The organism is Psychrobacter sp. CAM01 (assembly GCF_032842965.1).
Taxonomy (GTDB): Bacteria; Pseudomonadota; Gammaproteobacteria; order Pseudomonadales; family Moraxellaceae; genus Psychrobacter; species Psychrobacter celer.
On record NZ_JAWJBL010000008.1, the window covers coordinates 219,939 to 240,161 of the forward strand.

Annotated in this window: 16 protein-coding genes; 9 read left to right on the forward strand and 7 right to left on the reverse strand. The window is 48.3% G+C overall.

The genetic code is table 11. The annotated features are described in order from the left end of the window. Positions 1–21: 21 nt before the first annotated feature. The 7 genes from R0I52_RS04615 to gmk form a co-directional block, all read right to left on the reverse strand. Positions 22–726, reverse strand: a complete 705-nt coding sequence (locus R0I52_RS04615; RefSeq protein ID WP_317053361.1) for a hypothetical protein — start codon at positions 724–726, stop codon at positions 22–24. Between the two features lie 344 nt (positions 727–1,070). Next, on the reverse strand, positions 1,071–2,240 hold the full coding sequence (locus tag R0I52_RS04620) for a cation diffusion facilitator family transporter (RefSeq protein ID WP_317053362.1): 1,170 nt from the start codon (positions 2,238–2,240) through the stop codon (positions 1,071–1,073). Between the two features lie 310 nt (positions 2,241–2,550). After that, a complete protein-coding gene (locus R0I52_RS04625) occupies positions 2,551–4,827 on the reverse strand; it encodes a primosomal protein N' (RefSeq protein WP_317053363.1) in 2,277 nt (758 codons plus the stop codon). Positions 4,828–5,049: 222 nt separating this feature from the next. Then, the gene (locus R0I52_RS04630) at positions 5,050–5,430 is read right to left on the reverse strand and encodes a RidA family protein (protein WP_075100471.1); all 381 of its coding nucleotides are present in this window, start codon (positions 5,428–5,430) and stop codon (positions 5,050–5,052) included. Between the two features lie 281 nt (positions 5,431–5,711). After that, positions 5,712–7,910, reverse strand: coding sequence for a RelA/SpoT family protein (locus R0I52_RS04635; RefSeq protein WP_317053364.1), 2,199 nt, complete (start codon positions 7,908–7,910; stop codon positions 5,712–5,714). 394 nt (positions 7,911–8,304) lie between these two features. Next, positions 8,305–8,565 carry a DNA-directed RNA polymerase subunit omega gene (gene rpoZ, locus R0I52_RS04640; protein ID WP_068403827.1) on the reverse strand — a complete coding sequence of 87 codons (261 nt, stop codon included), beginning with the start codon at positions 8,563–8,565 and terminating at the stop codon, positions 8,305–8,307. 191 nt (positions 8,566–8,756) lie between these two features. Beyond that, positions 8,757–9,380, reverse strand: coding sequence for a guanylate kinase (gmk, locus tag R0I52_RS04645; RefSeq protein WP_317053365.1), 624 nt, complete (start codon positions 9,378–9,380; stop codon positions 8,757–8,759). A 328-nt stretch (positions 9,381–9,708) separates the two neighbouring features. Between gmk and ispH the strand changes: the two genes are divergently transcribed. The 9 genes from ispH (at position 9,709) to rpe (ending at position 20,164) form a co-directional block, all read left to right on the forward strand. Further along, complete coding sequence (gene ispH / locus R0I52_RS04650; protein WP_317053366.1) at positions 9,709–10,665, forward strand: 4-hydroxy-3-methylbut-2-enyl diphosphate reductase; 957 nt, start codon at positions 9,709–9,711, stop codon at positions 10,663–10,665. A gap of 50 nt (positions 10,666–10,715) precedes the next feature. After that, positions 10,716–10,961, forward strand: coding sequence for a hypothetical protein (locus R0I52_RS04655; RefSeq protein ID WP_317053367.1), 246 nt, complete (start codon positions 10,716–10,718; stop codon positions 10,959–10,961). A 59-nt stretch (positions 10,962–11,020) separates the two neighbouring features. Further along, positions 11,021–11,836, forward strand: a complete 816-nt coding sequence (locus R0I52_RS04660; RefSeq protein WP_317053368.1) for a thioesterase family protein — start codon at positions 11,021–11,023, stop codon at positions 11,834–11,836. A gap of 366 nt (positions 11,837–12,202) precedes the next feature. Beyond that, on the forward strand, positions 12,203–13,729 hold the full coding sequence (locus R0I52_RS04665; RefSeq protein WP_274539914.1) for a catalase: 1,527 nt from the start codon (positions 12,203–12,205) through the stop codon (positions 13,727–13,729). Positions 13,730–14,033: 304 nt separating this feature from the next. Next, a complete protein-coding gene (htpG, locus tag R0I52_RS04670) occupies positions 14,034–16,013 on the forward strand; it encodes a molecular chaperone HtpG (protein ID WP_317053369.1) in 1,980 nt (659 codons plus the stop codon). 397 nt (positions 16,014–16,410) lie between these two features. Further along, positions 16,411–17,880, forward strand: coding sequence for a C13 family peptidase (locus R0I52_RS04675; protein WP_317053370.1), 1,470 nt, complete (start codon positions 16,411–16,413; stop codon positions 17,878–17,880). 94 nt (positions 17,881–17,974) lie between these two features. Then, entirely contained in the window at positions 17,975–18,865 is an 891-nt protein-coding gene (fghA, locus tag R0I52_RS04680; protein ID WP_317053371.1) for an S-formylglutathione hydrolase, read from the forward strand. A 330-nt stretch (positions 18,866–19,195) separates the two neighbouring features. After that, positions 19,196–19,417 carry a TIGR03643 family protein gene (locus R0I52_RS04685; RefSeq protein ID WP_410524038.1) on the forward strand — a complete coding sequence of 74 codons (222 nt, stop codon included), beginning with the start codon at positions 19,196–19,198 and terminating at the stop codon, positions 19,415–19,417. A gap of 54 nt (positions 19,418–19,471) precedes the next feature. Beyond that, complete coding sequence (gene rpe, locus R0I52_RS04690; RefSeq protein WP_075100483.1) at positions 19,472–20,164, forward strand: ribulose-phosphate 3-epimerase; 693 nt, start codon at positions 19,472–19,474, stop codon at positions 20,162–20,164. Positions 20,165–20,223: the final 59 nt, after the last annotated feature.

Here is a 20,223-nt window from a genome sequence, read left to right on the forward strand (position 1 = left end):
AAAAAACATCAAAAACCTGCGTTATTTTTTACGGTAAATTTTCCAAACGCCATTGTCGGCGATGGGGTTATTATAAGCATCGTTACGGCGCTTACGCGGTGTCTGTCTGCTATCGACGACTTTAAAATCAGGCAACGCATGGACGATAAGACCGGTACGATAAAAGCGTACGCGCTCAGGCTCCATCATCTCACCCTTACTATCGCGGCAAAACACATAAGCGCGTAGATCGATAAACTCACGATGCGCCACCAATCTTGCCTCATCATCGTTATCAAATACTGCTGACATGCGCGCAATCTCCTCAGCACTATAATCGCCGCATTTATCAGTCAGGGCGCCGACCGAGCCAAAGCTTTTGGATTCTTTGGCTCGGGTTTTGGTCAGATGTAGGCGCTGCACATGATAAATAAATTGCGGTATCTCAAGGCTGGCTGGCAGTGGCAAATAATCGGGCGGTAGGTTGGCTGCAGGATAAAAAGCCATCGCGCGTTCAAGTAGGGGCTGCCAACGCTGCTGGTAGGCCTGCACCTCGGCTAAGTTACCTTCGTAAATGGGCATGTCGCGGATCTGCCGCAAGATATCAGGCGGGAACTGCTCGTCACGAAACTGAGCAATATCATCTTGCAGCGTCGATAGCAAAACTTTGGCGTGTTTTTTGCCCTCTTTTGACGTTGGGTTGTCAATATAGTCTGGGGCGACAAAGGGCGCGGAACGTCTAGACATAAGATCACATCGTCAATGAATCGGTTAAAAAATAACAAGTCAGTTTATCTGCCATGGCAAATCAATCAGTAAATAGCAGTTTATAATTATTATAACCATATAAACGCCAGTAAAAGGATTTTTTTAAATAGGATAAGTAAAGTTTTGCTAGAAATTGTTGAGATGGGTTGGCGGGGTATGTTGGAGGTAATGGGTAAGTGATAAGCAGAGTGAGCTATTTTTAACCCATTTAGGTGACTGTCGATTAAATGGAGGGCACGTCATCGAGTGGATCGTGCTGGCGATGGTATTTGCTCACTGTCTAAATACCATCGTTAATTGACGCCGTTTTCTGTTGTTTGTAACTAATGACTGTGCCCGATATGGCTATTTGCAGAGCTTTGCTGCTCTGATATGTCGCAGACCAATGCGTCGCTATGGGTGCTGGTTTGCGGGTGTGACAAGCTTTCAACCTGAATGGTGGCGTGATGAATACCAAGCGTAAGCAAACCTTGCTCAAGATTGGCAATCAATATGCTGGCATCCGAGATTCTCATATCCCCATCGACCACCACATGGCAAGATAGCGCATTTAGCCCGCTGGTGATGCTCCAGACATGCAGGTCGTGAACTTGTTTTACTTGTGGATGGGCAAGCAGTTTGTCTTCGACATCCATCAGCGATATGCCTTCTGGCGTGCCCTCCATCAAAATATGTACCGAATCACGTACAACGCGGTAGCCGCTTACTAAGATAAGTATGGCGACGATCACCGACGCTGCGGCATCGGCCCAAACCCAGCCAAACCCCATCATCAGTAACGCAGCGACAATAGCGGCCACTGAGCCCATCAAATCACTTAATACGTGCAAGTAAGCACTTTGCATATTGAGGTTGACAGGCTCTTTTGAGTCAGCGCTTTTGGCTTTTACATGGTCTTTATTTGCTCCATGACTGTGGGTGTGTCCATCGCTGCCGCTACTACCACGATGCATCAGCCAAGCGACCAAGATATTGACCAGCATACCGATGGTGGCGACGATCAGCATACCTTGGGTGGCAATCTCTGGCGGTGAGTTAAAACGTTTGATCGCTTCATAAAAAATCATCAAGGCGATAATTACCAGCGTCGCACCATTGACGGTGGCCACGATAATCTCAAAGCGTTTATAGCCAAAGGTCTTTTGATGAGTGGCTGTCTTTTCGCCGATTTTAAATGCCATCAACGTCGCACCAAGGGCGATGGCGTCGCTGAGCATGTGACCGGCATCGGAGAGTAGTGCCAAGCTGCCAGTTAACAAGCCACCAATCGCCTCGATAAACATATAGCCTGTGATGATCACAAAGCTAATCAACAACGTACGCTGATAGCCTTTGGTATCTCTTGGCGCGGTGCTTTGCTCTAGGTGAGTGTCGTGATCATGAGCGTCTTGATTGTCAGCAGTATAGTTACTATCGTCATTTTTATGCACATCAATAGACTCACTTGCAGGCAAATGCTTATTTTGCTTATGACTGGGATCTTCTTGACTCATAATGTTACTCAAATTTATTAAGATTTATGGTAAATAACTTCAAGGATTAACAATAAATCTAACATAGTCGAGTATTAGAAGCTGTAACGACGAGGTAAAAATGCAGCCAGTAAGCTATAGTCGATTTACTGTAAAAGTGACATGGTGCTACTGGTATAGATTTTTCTTGCGCACTGTTATCACAGATACTGCGCAACATTCATTCCAGTAGCACTCTTCAATTTATAACCATGTCATTTTGAATTGACTATACGTTTAGGAGCCTAAGAGTAATGATAAGAGGAAACGGTGATAGGTGTGAGGTAACATCCTACCAGCCGACAGGGTCGATATCTAAAGTCAGTTTTAGATATTTAGCGCTAGGTAGCGCCAGTACGGGTTGCCACCAGTGGCTTAGTACTTGGTGAAGTTGCCCGCGCTCTTTGGCGATGAGGAGTAGCTGGGCATGGTAGCGGCTGTTTTTTTTGCTCATGGGCGCATCGATGGGGCCGAGCACGGCCAAATTGTGGTTACTGGGCAAGATAGCGATGGCATCTTTGAGCGCTTGCATGGTGGCGGCTAGGGTTTTGCCTTCGCATCGAATCAACGCGGCATGGGTATAAGGCGGCAGTCCCATCATTTTGCGCTCTTGTAGTAGCTCCCGCGCAAAAGACAGGTAGCCGTCTTTTACCAGTTTTAGCAGTAGCGCATTGTCAGGCTGTAGCGTCTGGATTAACACACGTCCTGCTTTGTCTCCGCGTCCTGCTCGACCGGCGACCTGAATCATCAGCTGCGCGGTATGCTCAGGCGAGCGAAAATCCGCGGACAAAAAGCCGCGATCGGCATTGGGCAAACACACCAAGGTAACGTTTGGAAAGTGATGACCTTTGGCGACCATCTGCGTGCCAACTAATATGGCAGGATCACCTTGATTGATACGCTGATAAATATTTTCCCAGCTGTCTTTGCGCCTTGTGGTATCACGATCGATTTGAATAATGGGGTACAGCTCTTTGCTGGTTTGCGGATTGGCAAAAATCGCGTGCAAGTTTTCGCTAAGCCTTGTCGTGCCTATACCTTTGGCATCCAAGTTTTGACTGCCGCAGTCAGGGCACACCGCTGGAATATAAGCTTGCCAGTCGCAGTGGTGGCATTTGAGATAGGAATTACTACTGTTTTGGCGGCTATAATGTACTGTTAAGTGCGCATCGCAGCGCGGACAATCTGCTTGCCAGCCGCAAGCTTCGCACAATAAAACAGGCGCATAGCCACGCCGATTTAAAAACACCAGCACCTGATCGCCAGCTCCTAGGGTTTGACGTATTGCCCCAATCATGGCGTCTGTCAGTCCTGTATCGTAGCGAGCGCCGTCGTCCGTTGTCTGCTGGTGCGTACTTTGCAGACGCGCATCGATAAGCTGCATGGGCGCAGGCTTGGCATTGCCTGCCCGTGACGATAGCTGACATTCTATGAGTTTGCCATCATCGACCAGTTTTAGATGCTCAAGCGAAGGGGTGGCGGTACCAAGTATGACGGGAATGTTGTATTGCACGCCGCGATAAAGCGCGACATCTGCAGCGTGGTAGCGTAGGGTGTCTTGCTGCTTATACGAGCCATCATGTGCCTCGTCAACGACAATCAACCCTAAATCGGCAAAAGGATAGAGCACTGCTGAGCGTGTACCAATGATGATTTGGGCGTGTCCTGTACGGCAGTCTTGCCAGCCCTGCAGGCGGTGGGTGTTGTTCATACCAGAGTGTAGCAGCACGATATCTGCGGCAAAACGGCTGGCAAAACGGGCGCGCGTCTGCGGTGTCAAGCCAATCTCTGGCACCAAAATCAAAACCTGTTTGCCCGCCTCAAGTACCGCCTGCATGACTTGTAAATACACTTCGGTCTTACCGCTACCAGTAATGCCGTTTAATAAAAAACCAGTATAACGGCCAGCTTTGTGAGCGGCGATGATGGTGCTGACCGCCTGTTGCTGCTCATCATTGAGATCAAGTGGCAGTTTGGCCAGTTTGACAGGCGTCGGTGCTTGTTTTGGCTCGATATAGCGCTCAATGAGTCCTTTTTCTTCCAGTGTTTTTAAAAAAGGCCGCTGCATGCCTTCTAATAATAAAACGTCTTCGCTGGCACCGCGCTCGCCGTGCAATTTGAGCATATCAAACTGCTGTTTTTGTTTTTTGGCATTGGGATGAAAGTCGTCATCAGTGATGTTCGGCAGTATGCGCCAGTGCGTGATCAAAAGGTCTAGCGGTTTGCCTTGACGCACCAGCGTCGGCAAGATCACGCCAAACACATCGCCCAGTGGATAGTGATAGTAGCGTGCCAGCCAGTAAGCAAGCTTTAGCATCGTAGCGTTTAAGATAGGCTCGTCATCCAAGCCTCGATAGATAGATTTGAGCTTATTTAGTGGTACGCTGCTATCGGCGGCAGCGATATGAGCAACCACGATACCGATAAGTGTCTGGCGACCGAAAGGAACTTCGACACGGCTACCGATTGCTGGACGCGCGCTAGGCTCAGCGGTGGCCTGCGTAGCTGCTGGCAGGCGATAGTCAAATACCCGGTAAAGGGGCACAGGTAGAGCAACTTGTACCAACATAAAAGGCGTCGCCGTCTTATTAGAAAAATATCATTGCCACAGACGATGATTTACATGGTCGGCATAGGCAGCGTTCGGCATTACAGTCGAAATAACGCCGCATTAACCAAAAATATTTGCATGTTCAATAGACTCTATTCAGCTATTCACTGCTAAAAACCAATAAGCTTAGCAGGGTGCTAAGCTTATCGTTTTGTTACAACACAGATATGAGTGGTAGGCTTACTCAATATACATGATGGCTTCGATTTCAACCACGCCGCCCTTTGGCAATGCGGCGACTTGTACCGCCGCGCGCGCTGGGTATGGCTCGCTTAGGTTGGCGGCAAACACATCGTTGAGCACGGCAAAGTCGCTTAGATCGGTCAAAGAAACGTTGAACTTCACCACGTCGCTTAAGCTACCGCCAGCGGCTTCACAAACGGCTTTTAGATTGGCAAATACCTGCTTGGCTTGTGCTTCAAAGCCTTCTTTTAGCTCCATGGTGTCTGGATCAAAACCCAGCTGACCTGAGACATAGACGGTGTTGCCAACTTTGACGGCTTGTGAGTAAGTGCCAACGGCGGCAGGTGCTTTGTCTGTTTGGATGGTTTGACGAGTCATAGGATATCCTTGTTATCTGTTGTTAGATGGGTTTATCAGTTGGGTTTTGAGCATACAGTGGCAGCCTGTATGGTCTTACTGCAAGCTGCCCAGTTTAGCATTGTTTACTGCTTTCTAAAAACCTCTGAGCATCGCGCCGCATTTTATAATTTGTCGCGTCGTCAAAAGCTATTAAAAGCCGTTTGCGCGATAATTAATCCAATATAAACACGACTTGATAGCCATGTGTCTGATTTATTCGAATTCGACGATAGAGCGACACATCTGGTCGCCATTTAGCGCTATAGCTGATAGAGACGGATAATATTGGGGAAGCCGAGTAATGAGCGCAGCTCGCGTATACCCTGTGCTAAGTGATTGCGGCTACGTACCACGATATGGAGGATGGTATCGCTGCTGCGTACATCGATTTTTTCGACACCCATATTGAGCTGGCGTAAATGATAAATCACTTCACTGATTTGCTCATCGCTCAAGGCGATAGAGAGTTTAAGATAAGCGGGGAAACGAACCTTACCGTTATTTTTGATTCCTGTCTCACTAGTCTCGCCTTGGTTAACAGCTTTATCGCTGCGCCAGCGCAGTTGAATGACCTGATAAGGATTGTCTTTACGAATATCATCAAGTGAAAAACATTTATGACGATGGACGACCAGGCCATGGCGTGATAAATGGCCGACGATAGGGTCGCCATAGATTGGATGACAGCAGTTGGCAAAGTTAATCTCAACCCCTGAGGCGTTGACGATCAGCTGCTGCGGCTGGGTCATATCGTCGCTATGCTCTTGCGCGTGTAGGTCGTTGACTTCGTCACTAAATAAACGGGTGACGACCAGCTGTGGCAGCAATGTGCCAGAGCTGATTTGCTCAAATAAGGCGTTTTTTTCTGTCAAACCGCGCCATTCGGTTAGGTTTTTCCAGTCGCTGTCTGTCAGATCGTCAAGGCTTTTTTGATAGGTCTTAAGCGCGCGGTCTAAGGCTTGCTTTCCGTGATGCTGTTTGTCAGCGGCGGACAAGTCCTTAAACCAGCGCAATATCTCTTCGCGGGCCTTGTTGGTGACCACAAATCCAAGCCACTCTGCTTTTGGCTCTGAGTGGTTGTCGACCTCGATTTCAACCAGTTGGCCATTTTTGACCACCGTGCCCAGTTTGGCGTTTTTGCCATCGATGTTGGCACCGACAGCGACGTTGCCGACCATCGGGCCGACAGCATAAGCAAAGTCTAGGGCGGTGGCACCTTGCGGCAGCTCGTAGGCTCGGCCTTTGGGACTATAACAAATGATTTTGCTAGAGTGTAGATAATCCATCAGCTCGTTAATGGTAGAAACGGCCGCCGAAAAGTCAGGACTGCCATCATTTAAGCTGTCTTCTTCGACCAAGTCCTTCATGTTACGCAAGGACGCTTGAATGACCGATTGACTGACATCAGAGGCGTGCTCAGCACCGATGACCCCAAGCCTTGCCGCGCTTTGCATTTGCTTGGTCAAAATCGTGACTTTGACCACGTCATTGTCGCGCTCGTAGATGAGCGTTAGCGACTGATTGCCACCTGGCAGCGGGCGGCGAATATTATCAGCGATATGGGTGTCGTCGATTTGGTATTTTTTGATCAGATAATAGGCGAGCTTATCGCAAGCTTCGATATTGTCGAGTACGATCTCAAACGCATAATGACGCAATAGCGCACTGATTTCACCGCGGTTGCGAAAAAACTGTCGGTAAATCACCACGCGGTTGTCCAAGACCTTGACCAGACCGTTTAGATCTAAGTTATTTAACACGATACTCAGATAGCGATGAATGGCTTCTCGTTGAAAATTGCGCCCCAAGCCGTGCTGCAACAGCTTATCTGAGAGCTTATTGTACATCTCAGAGTCGAGATTGCGATAGCACAGTACCTCGATATAATCGGCGATGTCATTGAGACCCATTAGCCGCGCAAAGGGCACATAAAAATCCAGCGTTTCTTGTGCGGTGGTGCGCTGTTTTTCTGGGCGCACCGCATCCAATGTCGACATATTGTGCAGGCGATCTGCCAGCTTGATGATCAATACTCGTGGATCCGCGAGGGTCGCGGTCAAAATCTTATGAAAAGTGGCGGCTTTGTTTTCTTGCTTATTGTGTGCCGAGGATTTGAGCTTGGTGACGCCGTCGACCAATCTGGCCACCGTTTTACCATAGCGCTCGGCGATTTGCTCATCACTGACCTCAGTATCCTCCACCGTATCATGCAAAATCGCCGCAATGATGGTATCTCGATCCAAGCGAAAACCTGCCAATATCTCAGCGACCGCAATAGGGTGGGTGATATAAGGTTCCCCTGATTTGCGTTTATCCTTGATATGGGCGATGTCACCAAACTCACAGGCATCAATAACATCACGGCGCTCGGCGGCAGTGAGGTAGCCTACTGAGCGCAATAAGTTATATTGAGCATCATCGACTAGGTGATGACTGAGTTTGGGCAAAGTTTGAATCATAAAGTGACGATCCTATGTTTGATGACTGGATTTTATGACCAGTTTTTATGGCTGCTTTTTATGGCTAGGCAACTGCGATAACAATCAATCATCGATTAAGATAAACGGCGGCTGACAAAATATGAACTCTTTATAGAAAACGCGAGAGCGGGAGCCGTGCACCTTCTAATTAATCGTAAATCGCATTCAATGTCAACAGCTAAGCAAATCGCGCGGCAAAAAATCTAAAAAATCCTACTCAGTGGTATATTTTGGAGTCTCAGTGGTTATTACAACTGATACAACCAAAAAACCACAGCCTATGCTGTGGTCTCTTTTGTCATGGTGATATAACGGCTTTTTGGGCAATATAGCCCGCCTTAATCTGGTTGGTCTATCAAACCACGATTAAAGATTAAAAGCTATGATCACCTGACAGGGCTAAGTCTAATGAGCTGGTTGCAAAGTTATGCTCTGGCTGATTTAAGATATCGCGAGTGATTTTGCCAGCAGCAATCTCACGTAATGCCAACACCGTTGGTTTGTCATTATCGACATCAACCATTGGCTCAGCGATACCTTTGGCCAATTGACGGGCGCGCTTGCTTGCGACTAAAATCAGCTCAAAGCGATTATCTACGTTATCTAAACAATCTTCAATCGTCACTCGTGCCATAAATAGCTACCTCGGTTGTTTTTATTAAGTAGCGAAGATGGACGCCACTCAATAAAAATAATATCAAAAATATATAAAGGGGGATAGCTAGACATTATAGCATTTTTTGCCCCGCCGCGTCGTTGCTTTTTTATCTCTACTGAGCAAAATCTGGCACGCTGCCCTTTTAACGCGTTAATTTGTCTGACGTTTTAGTCTGCTTGAGTGCCGAGCAAATTGGCAATGGTGCGATGGTAGCGCTGCTGCTGGCGGCTTAGGGTTTGTCTGTCAGCGACAATAATGGCTTTTAGCTCAGTCAATGCCACCTCAAAGTTGTCATTTATAATCACATAATCAAAATGGACGTACTGCGCCATTTCCGTCACTGCACCGGCCAAACGCTGCTCGATGACTTCCATCGAGTCTTGCGCGCGCGTCGATAGACGCTGACGCAGGGTGTCGATACTGGGCGGTAAAATAAAAATCATCACCGCGTCAGTAAAGATTTTTTTGACTTGTAGCGCCCCTTGCCAGTCAATCTCTAAGATGACATCGACGCCTGCGTCTAACTGTGCTCGTACGCTTTGCTCTGAGGTGCCATAATAGTTGCCAAACACCTCGGCATGCTCCAAAAACTGATTGTCATGGATGGCGGCGACGAATTTGTCGACATCGGTAAAGTGATAATGCTGACCATCGACCTCGCCTGGACGCGGCGCGCGCGTGGTATGTGACACACTGACAGTCAAGTCATTGGTGGTAGCCAGTAGCTGTTTTACCAGTGAGGTCTTGCCAGTACCTGAAGCGGCGGTGATGATAAATAGTGAACCTGTCATACAGTGTGTCCTAGTAGCGAGTGCCCTAATAAATATAAAAAGCTGGTAAAAAGAAAAATCGCCATCATTTATGGCGATAGCAAGCTTGATTGGTACCGTGATAAACAGCCGTTACGCATAATAAAGCCCCTGCCCATCAGTAGGCGGTAGTCACATGACTACTACGTACTAACTGTGACCGGCGCGGGAATTTCAAAGGCAATAAAAGCAAATTATGCTACAGTAACGCATGGGTTTTATCCCAAACCTTCAATCAAAGCTTAATCCAAGCTGTTGTGAGACGTTTTATATAGTCTTAAATACAAATTATCTAATGATAGGCCTTTTTATGCAAATTTATCTTGCCAATCCGCGGGGATTTTGTGCTGGTGTCGATCGCGCTATTGCGATTGTCAACGAAGCATTGACACGTTTTGAGCCGCCCATTTATGTCCGCCACGAGGTGGTACATAATAAATTTGTGGTCTCAGACTTGGCCAATCGCGGCGCGGTATTTGTTGAAGAATTGGATGAAGTGCCAGATGGCTCTATCGTTATCTTTTCAGCACACGGGGTATCAAAGGCGGTCGAGGATGAGGCTGAGCGCCGCGATTTGACGGTATTTGACGCCACTTGTCCGCTCGTCACCAAAGTGCATATCGAAGTGGCAAAGTTTGCACAAGAGGGCATGGATGCTGTGCTGATCGGCCATGCTGGACATCCAGAAGTCGAAGGCACCATGGGGCGGTTTAACCGTAGGCATGGCGGTCAGATTCATCTGGTCGAAAACGAAAGTGATGTGGCTGCACTCAGTGTCCAAGATGCTGAGCGCCTAGCGTTTGTCACCCAAACCACACTATCGATGGATGACACCGCGCGCGTCATCGATGCACTGCGCGATAAGTTTCCAAGCATTCAAGGCCCGCGCAAAGACGATATCTGCTACGCCACCCAAAACCGCCAAGATGCGGTCAAAGACTTGGCAGGCCGCTGTGAAGTGGTGTTGGTCGTTGGCTCACCAAACTCATCAAACTCCAACCGTCTGCGCGAGCTGGCCGAACGCATGGATTGCCGTGCGTATCTGATAGATAATGCCAACGAGATGGACAAAAGCTGGTTGGAGGGTGTGCAGAGTATCGGGGTGACGGCTGGTGCCTCAGCGCCGGAAGTCCTGATCCAAGAAGTGCTAAAGCAGCTACAAGACTGGGGTGGCGATTTGCCAAGCGAGCTATCGGGTATCGAAGAAAACGTGACGTTTAGCCTGCCAAAAGCGCTGCGCATTCCGGTCACTCAAGTAGGCAAATAATATATAGAGTGGTTGACTAACTCGAGAGCCTATAAAACATAGGAGGGGTAGTGAATAAAAAAAGAAAAAGGTTCGTACTAGCAGAAGCCAATCTTAAAGAAGTCAATAAACAATTGAAGATCAATATGTTTGTCATTGGTATATTGGTGATGATGCTTGCACTAGATATAGCGCAATTTATCGAAACATACAGTCTTTTTTATGGTGCACTTGTGGTCATCATGATTGGCTTGCTGTTTTTAATCTTAAAAAGCCGTAAGCTCCTTAGGATGAGAAAGCGAGAGCTGATCAAATAACACGCCTTTATTAAAGTCCAAGTAAATAAAAAAGAGAATCGAAAATATTAAGGAAAATTATGTCAGCGTACTACAAACTGGTCAAACGCGAACCATTGGCAGAGGGTGTCAGTGTCGCGCATTATCAGCCGACCCAGCATGCCCAGGGCGCATGGAACGAGCACGAGCAACATATGGCACCAGCCACTGGGGTGCTGAGCGCTGAGCTACAAGGGTATGCGCCGCAAAAAAACATGCGCATTGCTCGTATTAGCTTAGATATTTTGGGGCTGATACCGCTTGATGAGTTTACCATCACCACGCGCTGTATTCGTCCAGGCAAGACCATCGAGCTTGTCGAGGCGGTAATGAGCAGCTGTGGTCGAGATGCTATTATTGCTAGAGCATGGCGACTGCTGACGCAAGACACTAGCGCCATCGCTGGCATAGAAGATCAACCAGCACAGCATAAGCCAGAAACGCTGCCTGCTTGGGATGATATGAAAGGCTGGCCGGGCGGCTTTATTGAAAGTGTGCGCTTGGTGGCCGCTCCAGATCGCCGAGAAGGTCGCGGCATGGTGTGGATAACCAACGAGGTCGAGATGGTAGAGGGCGTACCCACTGATGATATGGTGCATCTGTTGGGCATGGTCGATACCGCCAATGGCGTGGTACCAAGACTGGGTTTAGGGCTGTCAGAACTAGAGTGGATGTTTCCCAATACAGACCTGCAAATCCACATGCACCGTGTCCCTAAAGGCCGCTGGCTCGGTATCGAGGCGGTACAGCAGTATGGCGCTGATGGTATCGGGCTGACCAGTGCTGTGCTCCACGATGTGCATGGCCCCTTTGGTCGTAGTGAGCAAATACTGACCATCCGCCCGATGCCGCGCTAGCATAAAAAAGGTAAGCGAGCGTAGGTAAGCAAGCATATACGCTGCATTCGCGACCATGCTAACCATGTTGGCCATGTTAACGAGAGCAGGGCAGAGCCAGAACCATGCCGATTATCGCAAAGCCTCTTATAGTTCTGTAAAATAAAATGAAAGCATGTGATTAATTAATTATACAAAACAATCTAAATCAGTTGTAATAGTAATCAAGTAAAGGCTAAGCAAGATAGCTGCACAGGCAGATTACTATGAACAAAATTCATCTGAACAAAGATCACCGCTTTTCAAACAAACTGACGAGCATTCTAGATATACTGCTAGAAGCGTATTCAGAATAAGTTTGGCACTTTCATTTGTTTTTACAGGAGTATGACCATGAGTGATAAAAAATGCCCCTACGCCCCAACTCAATTGACCATGGGTAATGGCGCACCAGTCGCTGACAACCAAAACAGCATGACCGCAGGCAAGCGCGGCCCATTATTGGCTCAAGATATCTGGCTCAATGAAAAGCTTGGCAATTTTGTCCGCGAAGTGATTCCAGAGCGCCGTATGCACGCCAAAGGCTCAGGCGCGTTTGGTACCTTTACCGTGACCAACGACATCAGCAAATATACCCGCGCGGCTATTTTTAGCGAAGTGGGCAAAAAAACTGAGATGTTTGCGCGCTTTAGTACTGTGGCAGGCGAGCGCGGCGCGGCCGACGCAGAGCGTGACATTCGCGGCTTTGCCTTGAAGTTTTATACCGAAGAGGGTAACTGGGACATGGTCGGCAATAACACGCCTGTATTCTTTTTGCGCGATCCACGCAAATTCCCAGATTTAAATAAAGCGGTCAAACGCGATCCACGTACCAACATGCGCTCAGCGACCAACAACTGGGATTTTTGGACTTTATTACCAGAAGCCTTTCACCAAGTCACCATCGTCATGAGTGATCGCGGCATCCCAGCCTCGTACAGACACATGCATGGCTTTGGCTCGCACACTTACAGCTTTTGGAATGAAGCGGGCGAGCGCTATTGGGTGAAGTTTCATTTCCGTACGCAGCAAGGCATCAAAAACTTAACCGATGACGAAGCTCGTGAAGTCGTCGGTATGGACCGCGAAAGCAATCAAAAAGACTTGTATGATGCTATCGAAAACGGCGATTTTCCGAAGTGGAAAATGTACGTGCAAATCATGCCAGAAGCTGAGGCAGATACCGTCCCTTATCATCCGTTTGACTTGACCAAAGTATGGCCAAAAGGGGATTATCCGCTTATCGAAGTGGGTGAGTTTGAGCTTAACAAAAACTCTGACAACTATTTTGTCGATGTCGAGCAAGCTGCGTTTGCGCCTAGCAACCTAGTTCCAGGTATTAGCGTCTCACCAGACAGAATGCTCCAAAACCGCCTGGTAAACTACGCCGATGCTCAGCGTTACCGTGTCGGTGTCAACCATCAGCAGATCCCTGTCAACAAGCCGCGCTGTCCTGTGATGAGCAACCACCGTGATGGTCAAGGCCGCGTCGATGACAACTATGGCAGCCGCCCACACTATGAGCCAAACAGCTTTAGCCAGTGGCAGGAGCAGCCGGATTATGCTGAGCCACCCTTAAAGATTGATGGCGATGCGGCGCACTATGATTTTCGCGAAGACGACAGTGACTACTTTAGCCAGCCGCGCGCGTTGTTTCATTTGATGAGTGCTGAGCAGCAGCAGGTCTTGTTTGATAATACCGCCAGAAACATGGCAGGCGTGCCAGACTTTATCCAGTATCGTCATATTCGCAACTGCCACTGGTGTGACCCTGCGTATGGCGAGGGCGTGGCCAAGGCTTTGGGCTTGAGCGTCGAAGATGCGATGGCTGCCCGTGACGCTGATCCAGCGCGTCATCTGCCAAGCTGTCTATAAGCCGCGACGCATCGCTTGGCGCGCCTAGAGGTGGCAAGCGAGGCAATGCCACTCAATGCTAAAAAATCATAAAAACCGCTTAAGTCAACTTAGGCGGTTTTTTTGTGGACGATTTTTATGGCCAATCTTGGTTTTTGCGGCATTTTGGCTTGAAATTTTTGCCTGTGCCCCTATCTGATTAACCAGACTAACAGTATTTATCGCCCAGCCTTTATGGCCAGAGATGCCATGCTGTTGGTATTGGAAAATTTGTGATTCACCGCTGCTGATGACAGCATCTTTGGTATGAATAATAGGAGTTTTTATGAGTGAGCAGACCCAAGTGGACAATCAAAGTTCCGCTGATGTAAAAAAACACAGTTTTGAAGCAGAAGTCGCCCAGCTACTGCACTTGGTGACCCATTCGCTATATTCTAATGCCGATATTTTTGTTCGTGAGCTGGTCTCTAATGCCTCGGACGCTTGTGATAAATTGCGCTTTGAAGCCACCAACGATGACAGCCTTTATGAAGACGACGGCGAGCTTAAGATTCGCATCGATGTCGACACCGAGGCCAAAACCATCAGCTTTATCGATAATGGTATCGGTATGAATGAAGCCGATGCCATCGAAAACCTAGGTACCATCGCTAAATCCGGCACCAAAGCTTTCTTAGATAAGCTGTCTGAGTCACAAAAACAAGACGGTCAGTTGATTGGTCAGTTTGGGGTGGGCTTTTATTCAGGGTTTATCGTGGCCGACACCATCACCGTTGAGTCGCGCAAAGCTGGTGAGCCTGCCAATCAAGGCGTTCGCTGGGTATCTGATGGCACGGGAAGCTTTACGGTTGAGACCATCACAAAAGACACTCGCGGCACCCGTATCACGCTGCACTTAAAAGAAGAATACAGTGAAGGTGAAGACAACTACCTAGACCGCGGAAAGATCAAGCGTTTGGTCAACAAATACTCAGATCACATCAGCTTGCCGATTCAGATGCGTAAAGAAGTTTGGCAAGAAGATGTCAAAGAGGAAGGTGCGGACGAAAATGATAATAGCGACGCACCAGCCGGCGGCCAGATGGTCTTGACCGATGAGTGGGAAACCATCAACAAAGCCAGTGCGCTGTGGACACGCTCAGCATCTGAAATCGAAGATGATGAATATGTCGATTTTTATAAAAACATCACTTATGACATGGACGATCCGCTTACATGGACACACAACCGTGTCGAAGGCCGCGTGCAGTACACCCAGCTGTTATATATTCCTAAAAAAGCGCCAATGGATCTGTACACACGCGAGCAGCAGCATGGGCTAAAGCTATATGTCAAACGCGTCTTTATCATGGATGAAGCAGAGCAGCTACTACCGATGTATCTGCGCTTTGTCAAAGGGGTGATCGACTCTGCTGACTTACCACTGAACGTCAGCCGTGAGCTGTTACAAGAGTCACGCGATGTAAAATCTATCCGTGATGGTAACGCGCGCCGCGTACTGACTTTGCTGGCGAGCCTTGCCAACAGCGAGGACAGCGACAAGCAAGAAAAATTTGCGCAGTTCTATAGCGAGTTTGGCGATGTCATCAAAGAAGGCCTAGGCGAGGACATGGGCAACCAAGCGCGTATTGCCAAGTTGCTGCGCTATGCCACCAGCACCAATGATAAGATCGAGACCAGCTTTGAGGACTATAAAGCGCGTATGAAAGATGGGCAAAAAGCCATCTACTATCTCACGGCTGACAACCTCGCTGCTGCCAAAAACAGCCCGCAGCTTGAGCTGTTTAAGAAAAAAGGCATCGAAGTGATCTTGATGACCAGCCGCGTCGATGAGTGGGCGATGAACTTCTTGACCCAGTTTGATGACACGCCGCTACAAAACATTGCCAAAGGTGCGGTAGATTTGGGCGATTTGCAAGACGAAGAAGAAAAAGCGGAAGCGGAGAAGGCGCAAGAGGCCATGAAGCCAGTCGTTGATAAACTCAAAACGACCCTAGGCGCACGTGCCAAAGATGTCAAAGTCTCAACGCGTCTGGTCGACAGCCCAGCGTGTTTGGTGGTCGGCGAAGGTGAGCTCTCCCCGCAGATGATTCAGATGCTCAAGCAAATGGGTCAAGAGGTGCCAGAGAGCAAGCCCACGCTTGAAGTCAACCCAGAGCATCCATTGATCAAAAAACTAGAAACCAGCGAGCAGTTTGATGAGCTGGCGCAAGTGATTTTTGATCAAGCACTATTGGCCGACGGTGGTCAACTTGACGACCCAGCCGCGTATCTAAAACGCGTCAACGAGCTGTTGATGAAGTAAACACGACTGATATCAGTGACTAATAAAGGAGGTCTTGTACTCAAGGCCTCTTTTTTTATATGTTTTTATGTAAATATAGCCGAATTTTACAAATCAGCCTTATCCTCTTAGGCGACAATCCGTTACAATCGCGATAGATTAGCGCGCTAAGCTATTTGGCTAGGTTTTTTATTTTTAACCCTATTTTATCGTAAATTAGGGATAAAACTGCTGTCGGTATACCGTACAAACATTAGAGCGTGTTGAACCTTCAACCATGGCACTGACAGTGCCTATTTGTGACTGTTCAACACGCCCTAGATAAAGTCTATAAAGTGGTCTATTAAAAAACGCTGACAGCAAAGCATGCTATCCTTGATTTGCGTTATTTCTCTCGACTGGCTAGAGGTCTAAGTCTTTGTCACTTGCGTCGTTAAAAACCGTATCGCTTCAGCGTTTTTCGCTCAATTTCGCGGCCAATATTATTGCAACCTTATGGATGCTAGTAGGCTCAACGCGGGCGTTTTCTTGGGTCAAGCCTACGTTTATACAGTTTGCTGTTTTTGCGCTGTTGGCGCTGGGTAGTAATGTGCTGTTTTCGTGGCTGGCAGCTGAAAACGGCAGCGTGTTTAATGAGCAAGGACTGGTCAGCTATCTTATTTGGCCGATGATTATCTTACTCAGTGGTATCATCTTGGCACGGCGAGCGAGCAATCAAGCCTTGGTGTTTGTGCCCGTAGTGCTATGGCTGGTCGCAGATACGTTATCGGCGCTGCTACAAAGCTTGGTACAGTTTTTGGGCAGTCACGGCTGGCTACCTGATTGGAGCTATTCGTTTTTACCTATTTTATTTTTGCTGCTTTTTTTGTGGCAGACATTGGCACTGCTTTGGATATTTTCGCGGCGCCTGCGTATTCCGTGGTGGGAGCGTATCCTTGTGCTGCTCGGTGCGGTGGCGCTTTTGACTATCTGGCAGCGTAACGTCGCTGATCAGCCAATATTTAAACCAATCCCTATTGAGCCTGTGCTAGAGGAAGCGGCGCTCTATAAGCAGCCGCGTTTGCTCCAAAACGCTCTAAACAGTATCGATCCGGGTATCACGGGAAAAACCGACTGGTACTTTATGGGTGTGGCGGGGTTTTCTGAGCAAAATGTGTTTCGCTCGGAGATCAATAAAGTCCGTGAGCTGTTTGATGTGCGGTTTGGCACCAGCGGTCGCTCGCTTGCTTTGATTAATAATACTTATAGCTGGCTAGATGAGCCGGTGGCGACCAAGACCAGTATCTTACGCGGGCTTAAAAAAATTGGCCAGCAGATGAATACTGATGAAGATGTGCTGTTTATGACGCTCTCATCACACGGTACCGAAGACTTGATTCAATTGGCCAACCCGCCGCTCGCCATGGAAAACCTCGACGCGGCATGGCTGCGTGAGGCACTGGATGCGTCTGGTATTCGCTGGCGAGTGATTGTGGTGTCTGCCTGTTATTCTGGGTCGTTTATCGACGAGCTGGCATCGCCGACTACAGTGGTGATTACCGCCTCAGCCGCTGATAAGATGTCGTTTGGTTGTACCAACACCGCTGAGATGACTTACTTTGGGCAGGCGTTTTTTGCCGAGAGCTTACGTAGCAATACCAGCTTTGCGGCGGCCTTTAAAGACGCAAGGCGGCGCGTTAGTAAGCGCGAAAACCTGATGGGCTTTGAGCCCTCCGAGCCGCAAATGGCCATCGGTAGTCTAATGGAGACGGCACTGCCAGCCTTTGAGCAAGTGCTGTTTGATAAAACGCGGCCGCCAGTGGCAAGCATTATAGAGGGGGCGGGCATCGATGCCACACCTAAAAGCGCTGCCCGTCCAGCGGTCGCCGCTATTGATGAGATGCGTTGATCTGATCAATATAAGACAGCACGGCCCATGTGCTTTTTCGTTAAGCGTCATATATTTGACCGATATTTTATTTTAGATAAAAAGGATCTGACTTATGAATAACTCTTATCATCATAGCCTCTCTACCAGCTCACAGCTCACGCAGCTGAGTGTCAATCGCTGTTTTGATGGCGAGCAGCACTATTATAGCCATCAGTCGACAGCGACAAAGACTGCGATGACATTTAGTATCTACTTGCCAGATGAGGCGCTCGCAGGTCGCCGCTGTCCAGCTGTTTTATATTTATCAGGTTTGACGTGTAATGCCGATAACGTCACGCACAAAGCGCATTTTCAACAAAAATGCAGCGAGCTTGGGATGATATTTATCGCGCCAGATACCTCGCCGAGAAGTAGTGAGTCGGTGGATGTGCCAAATGATGAGCGTTATTTTGTCGGGCAGGGCGCCAGCTACTATGTCGATGCTGCACAGGCACCGTGGTCCGAGCATTTTAATATGCAAAGTTATATCGTAGATGAGCTATATGACTTACTGCGCTCAGAGTTTCCTATCGATAGCATCGGTGTGACAGGACACTCAATGGGTGGTCATGGAGCGCTACTATTAGGATTTAAATTCCCAAGTAAGTTTGTCAGCGTATCAGCGCTGTCGCCAGTATGCGCTGCCAGCGAGTCGGCATGGGGCGAAGCTGCTTTTACAGAGTATTTTGGTGATGATAAAGCGCAGTGGGCGCAAGCAGATGCGGCAAAAACGATAGAAAAAGTCGGTCAGCAGTATGCAAGTATTTTGGTCGATCAAGGCGCGGCGGACAATTTTTTGGCCGACGGCCAACTACAGACCAATAAGTTGCTTGACGCTTGTGAAAAAGCCAAACAGCCCTTAACATTACGTTATCAAGCAGGGCATGACCATAGCTATTACTTTATTCAAACTTTTATTAATGATCATATCGAGCACCATTGGCGTATGGCGCAGTTTGGCTAGTGTCTAGTAGAGACGTGCTTGTTTTGTCCCGAGTTGTCTTTTGTGCGTGGGCTGTCTTTTGTGCTTGGGTTTTCATATAGGTGCTGTACGGTAGATTGCTTATGTGTATTGAGGTTAAAATACAATGGAAGTTATCAAGATATTATAACTTCCAAGCCTGCTATATCGCAGGCTGCTTGTACCTCAGCCTCGCTTGTCATCATGCACGCTGATATGATTGCCGCCTTACAAAACAAGCAACGTGGTAATCGGGCGTCAACTGAGCCGTAGCCCTATCCTCAGCATACAGGTAGTAGTCTGAGTGTGCTAGATGAGGCGCAGATATCACGCGTGATAGAGATGGCGTGGGAGGATAGGACACCATTTTCAGCGATAGAGCATGGTTATGGTCTAAATGAGACAGCAGTCATTAAGCTGATGCGCCACGCGCTAAAACCGTCGTCTTTTCGACTATGGCGTCGGCGTGTCCGCTGCTGTGCTACCAAACATGACGCCAAACGCTCCTTTAGCGTAGGATGCGCTTATTGCAAAACGCAATATAAGCCGCGTTAGCTTTTGTTTTTAGCCTTGTTATTTTTATACAATCATCAATCAGGTAGTTTATTTATGAGCAGTCCTTCTAAGCCTTATCTTATTGCGCCTTCTATCTTATCGGCTGACTTTGCCAGACTTGGTGAAGAGGTCGAAAAAGTATTAGAGGCTGGCGCTGATGTCATCCATTTTGATGTCATGGACAATCACTACGTACCCAACTTAACGTTTGGTAGCATGATCTGTAAAGCGCTACGTGATTATGGCGTCGATGCCCCTATCGATGTGCATCTGATGGTGTCGCCTGTCGATGGTATGATTGAGCAGTTTTTGGACGCAGGGGCCAGCATCATTACCTTTCATCCAGAAGCCAGCGCGCATATAGACCGCTCTTTGCAACTAATCAAAGATGGCGGCGCTGAGTGCGGTTTGGTATTAAACCCAGCAACGCCTTTACACTACTTAGACTACGTGATGGATAAGGTCGATCAAATCCTGCTGATGAGTGTCAATCCAGGGTTTGGTGGTCAGTCGTTTATCGACAGTACGCTGGGCAAGGTGCGTGAGGTGCGTCAGCGCATCATCACTAGTGGCCGTGATATCAGGCTTGAAGTGGATGGCGGCGTCAAGGCCAGTAATATCCGTGCGATCGCTGAAGCGGGCGCTGATATGTTTGTCGCAGGCTCGGCGATATTTAATCAGCCGGATTATAAAGCTGCAATTGACGCCATGCGTGCAGAGCTGGCATTGGCCAACGCGAGCGCATAGCTGAGATGGGGCACATCTCACGACTACTGTGAGCGTGAGCGCCCTACAAAGGTAAAAAG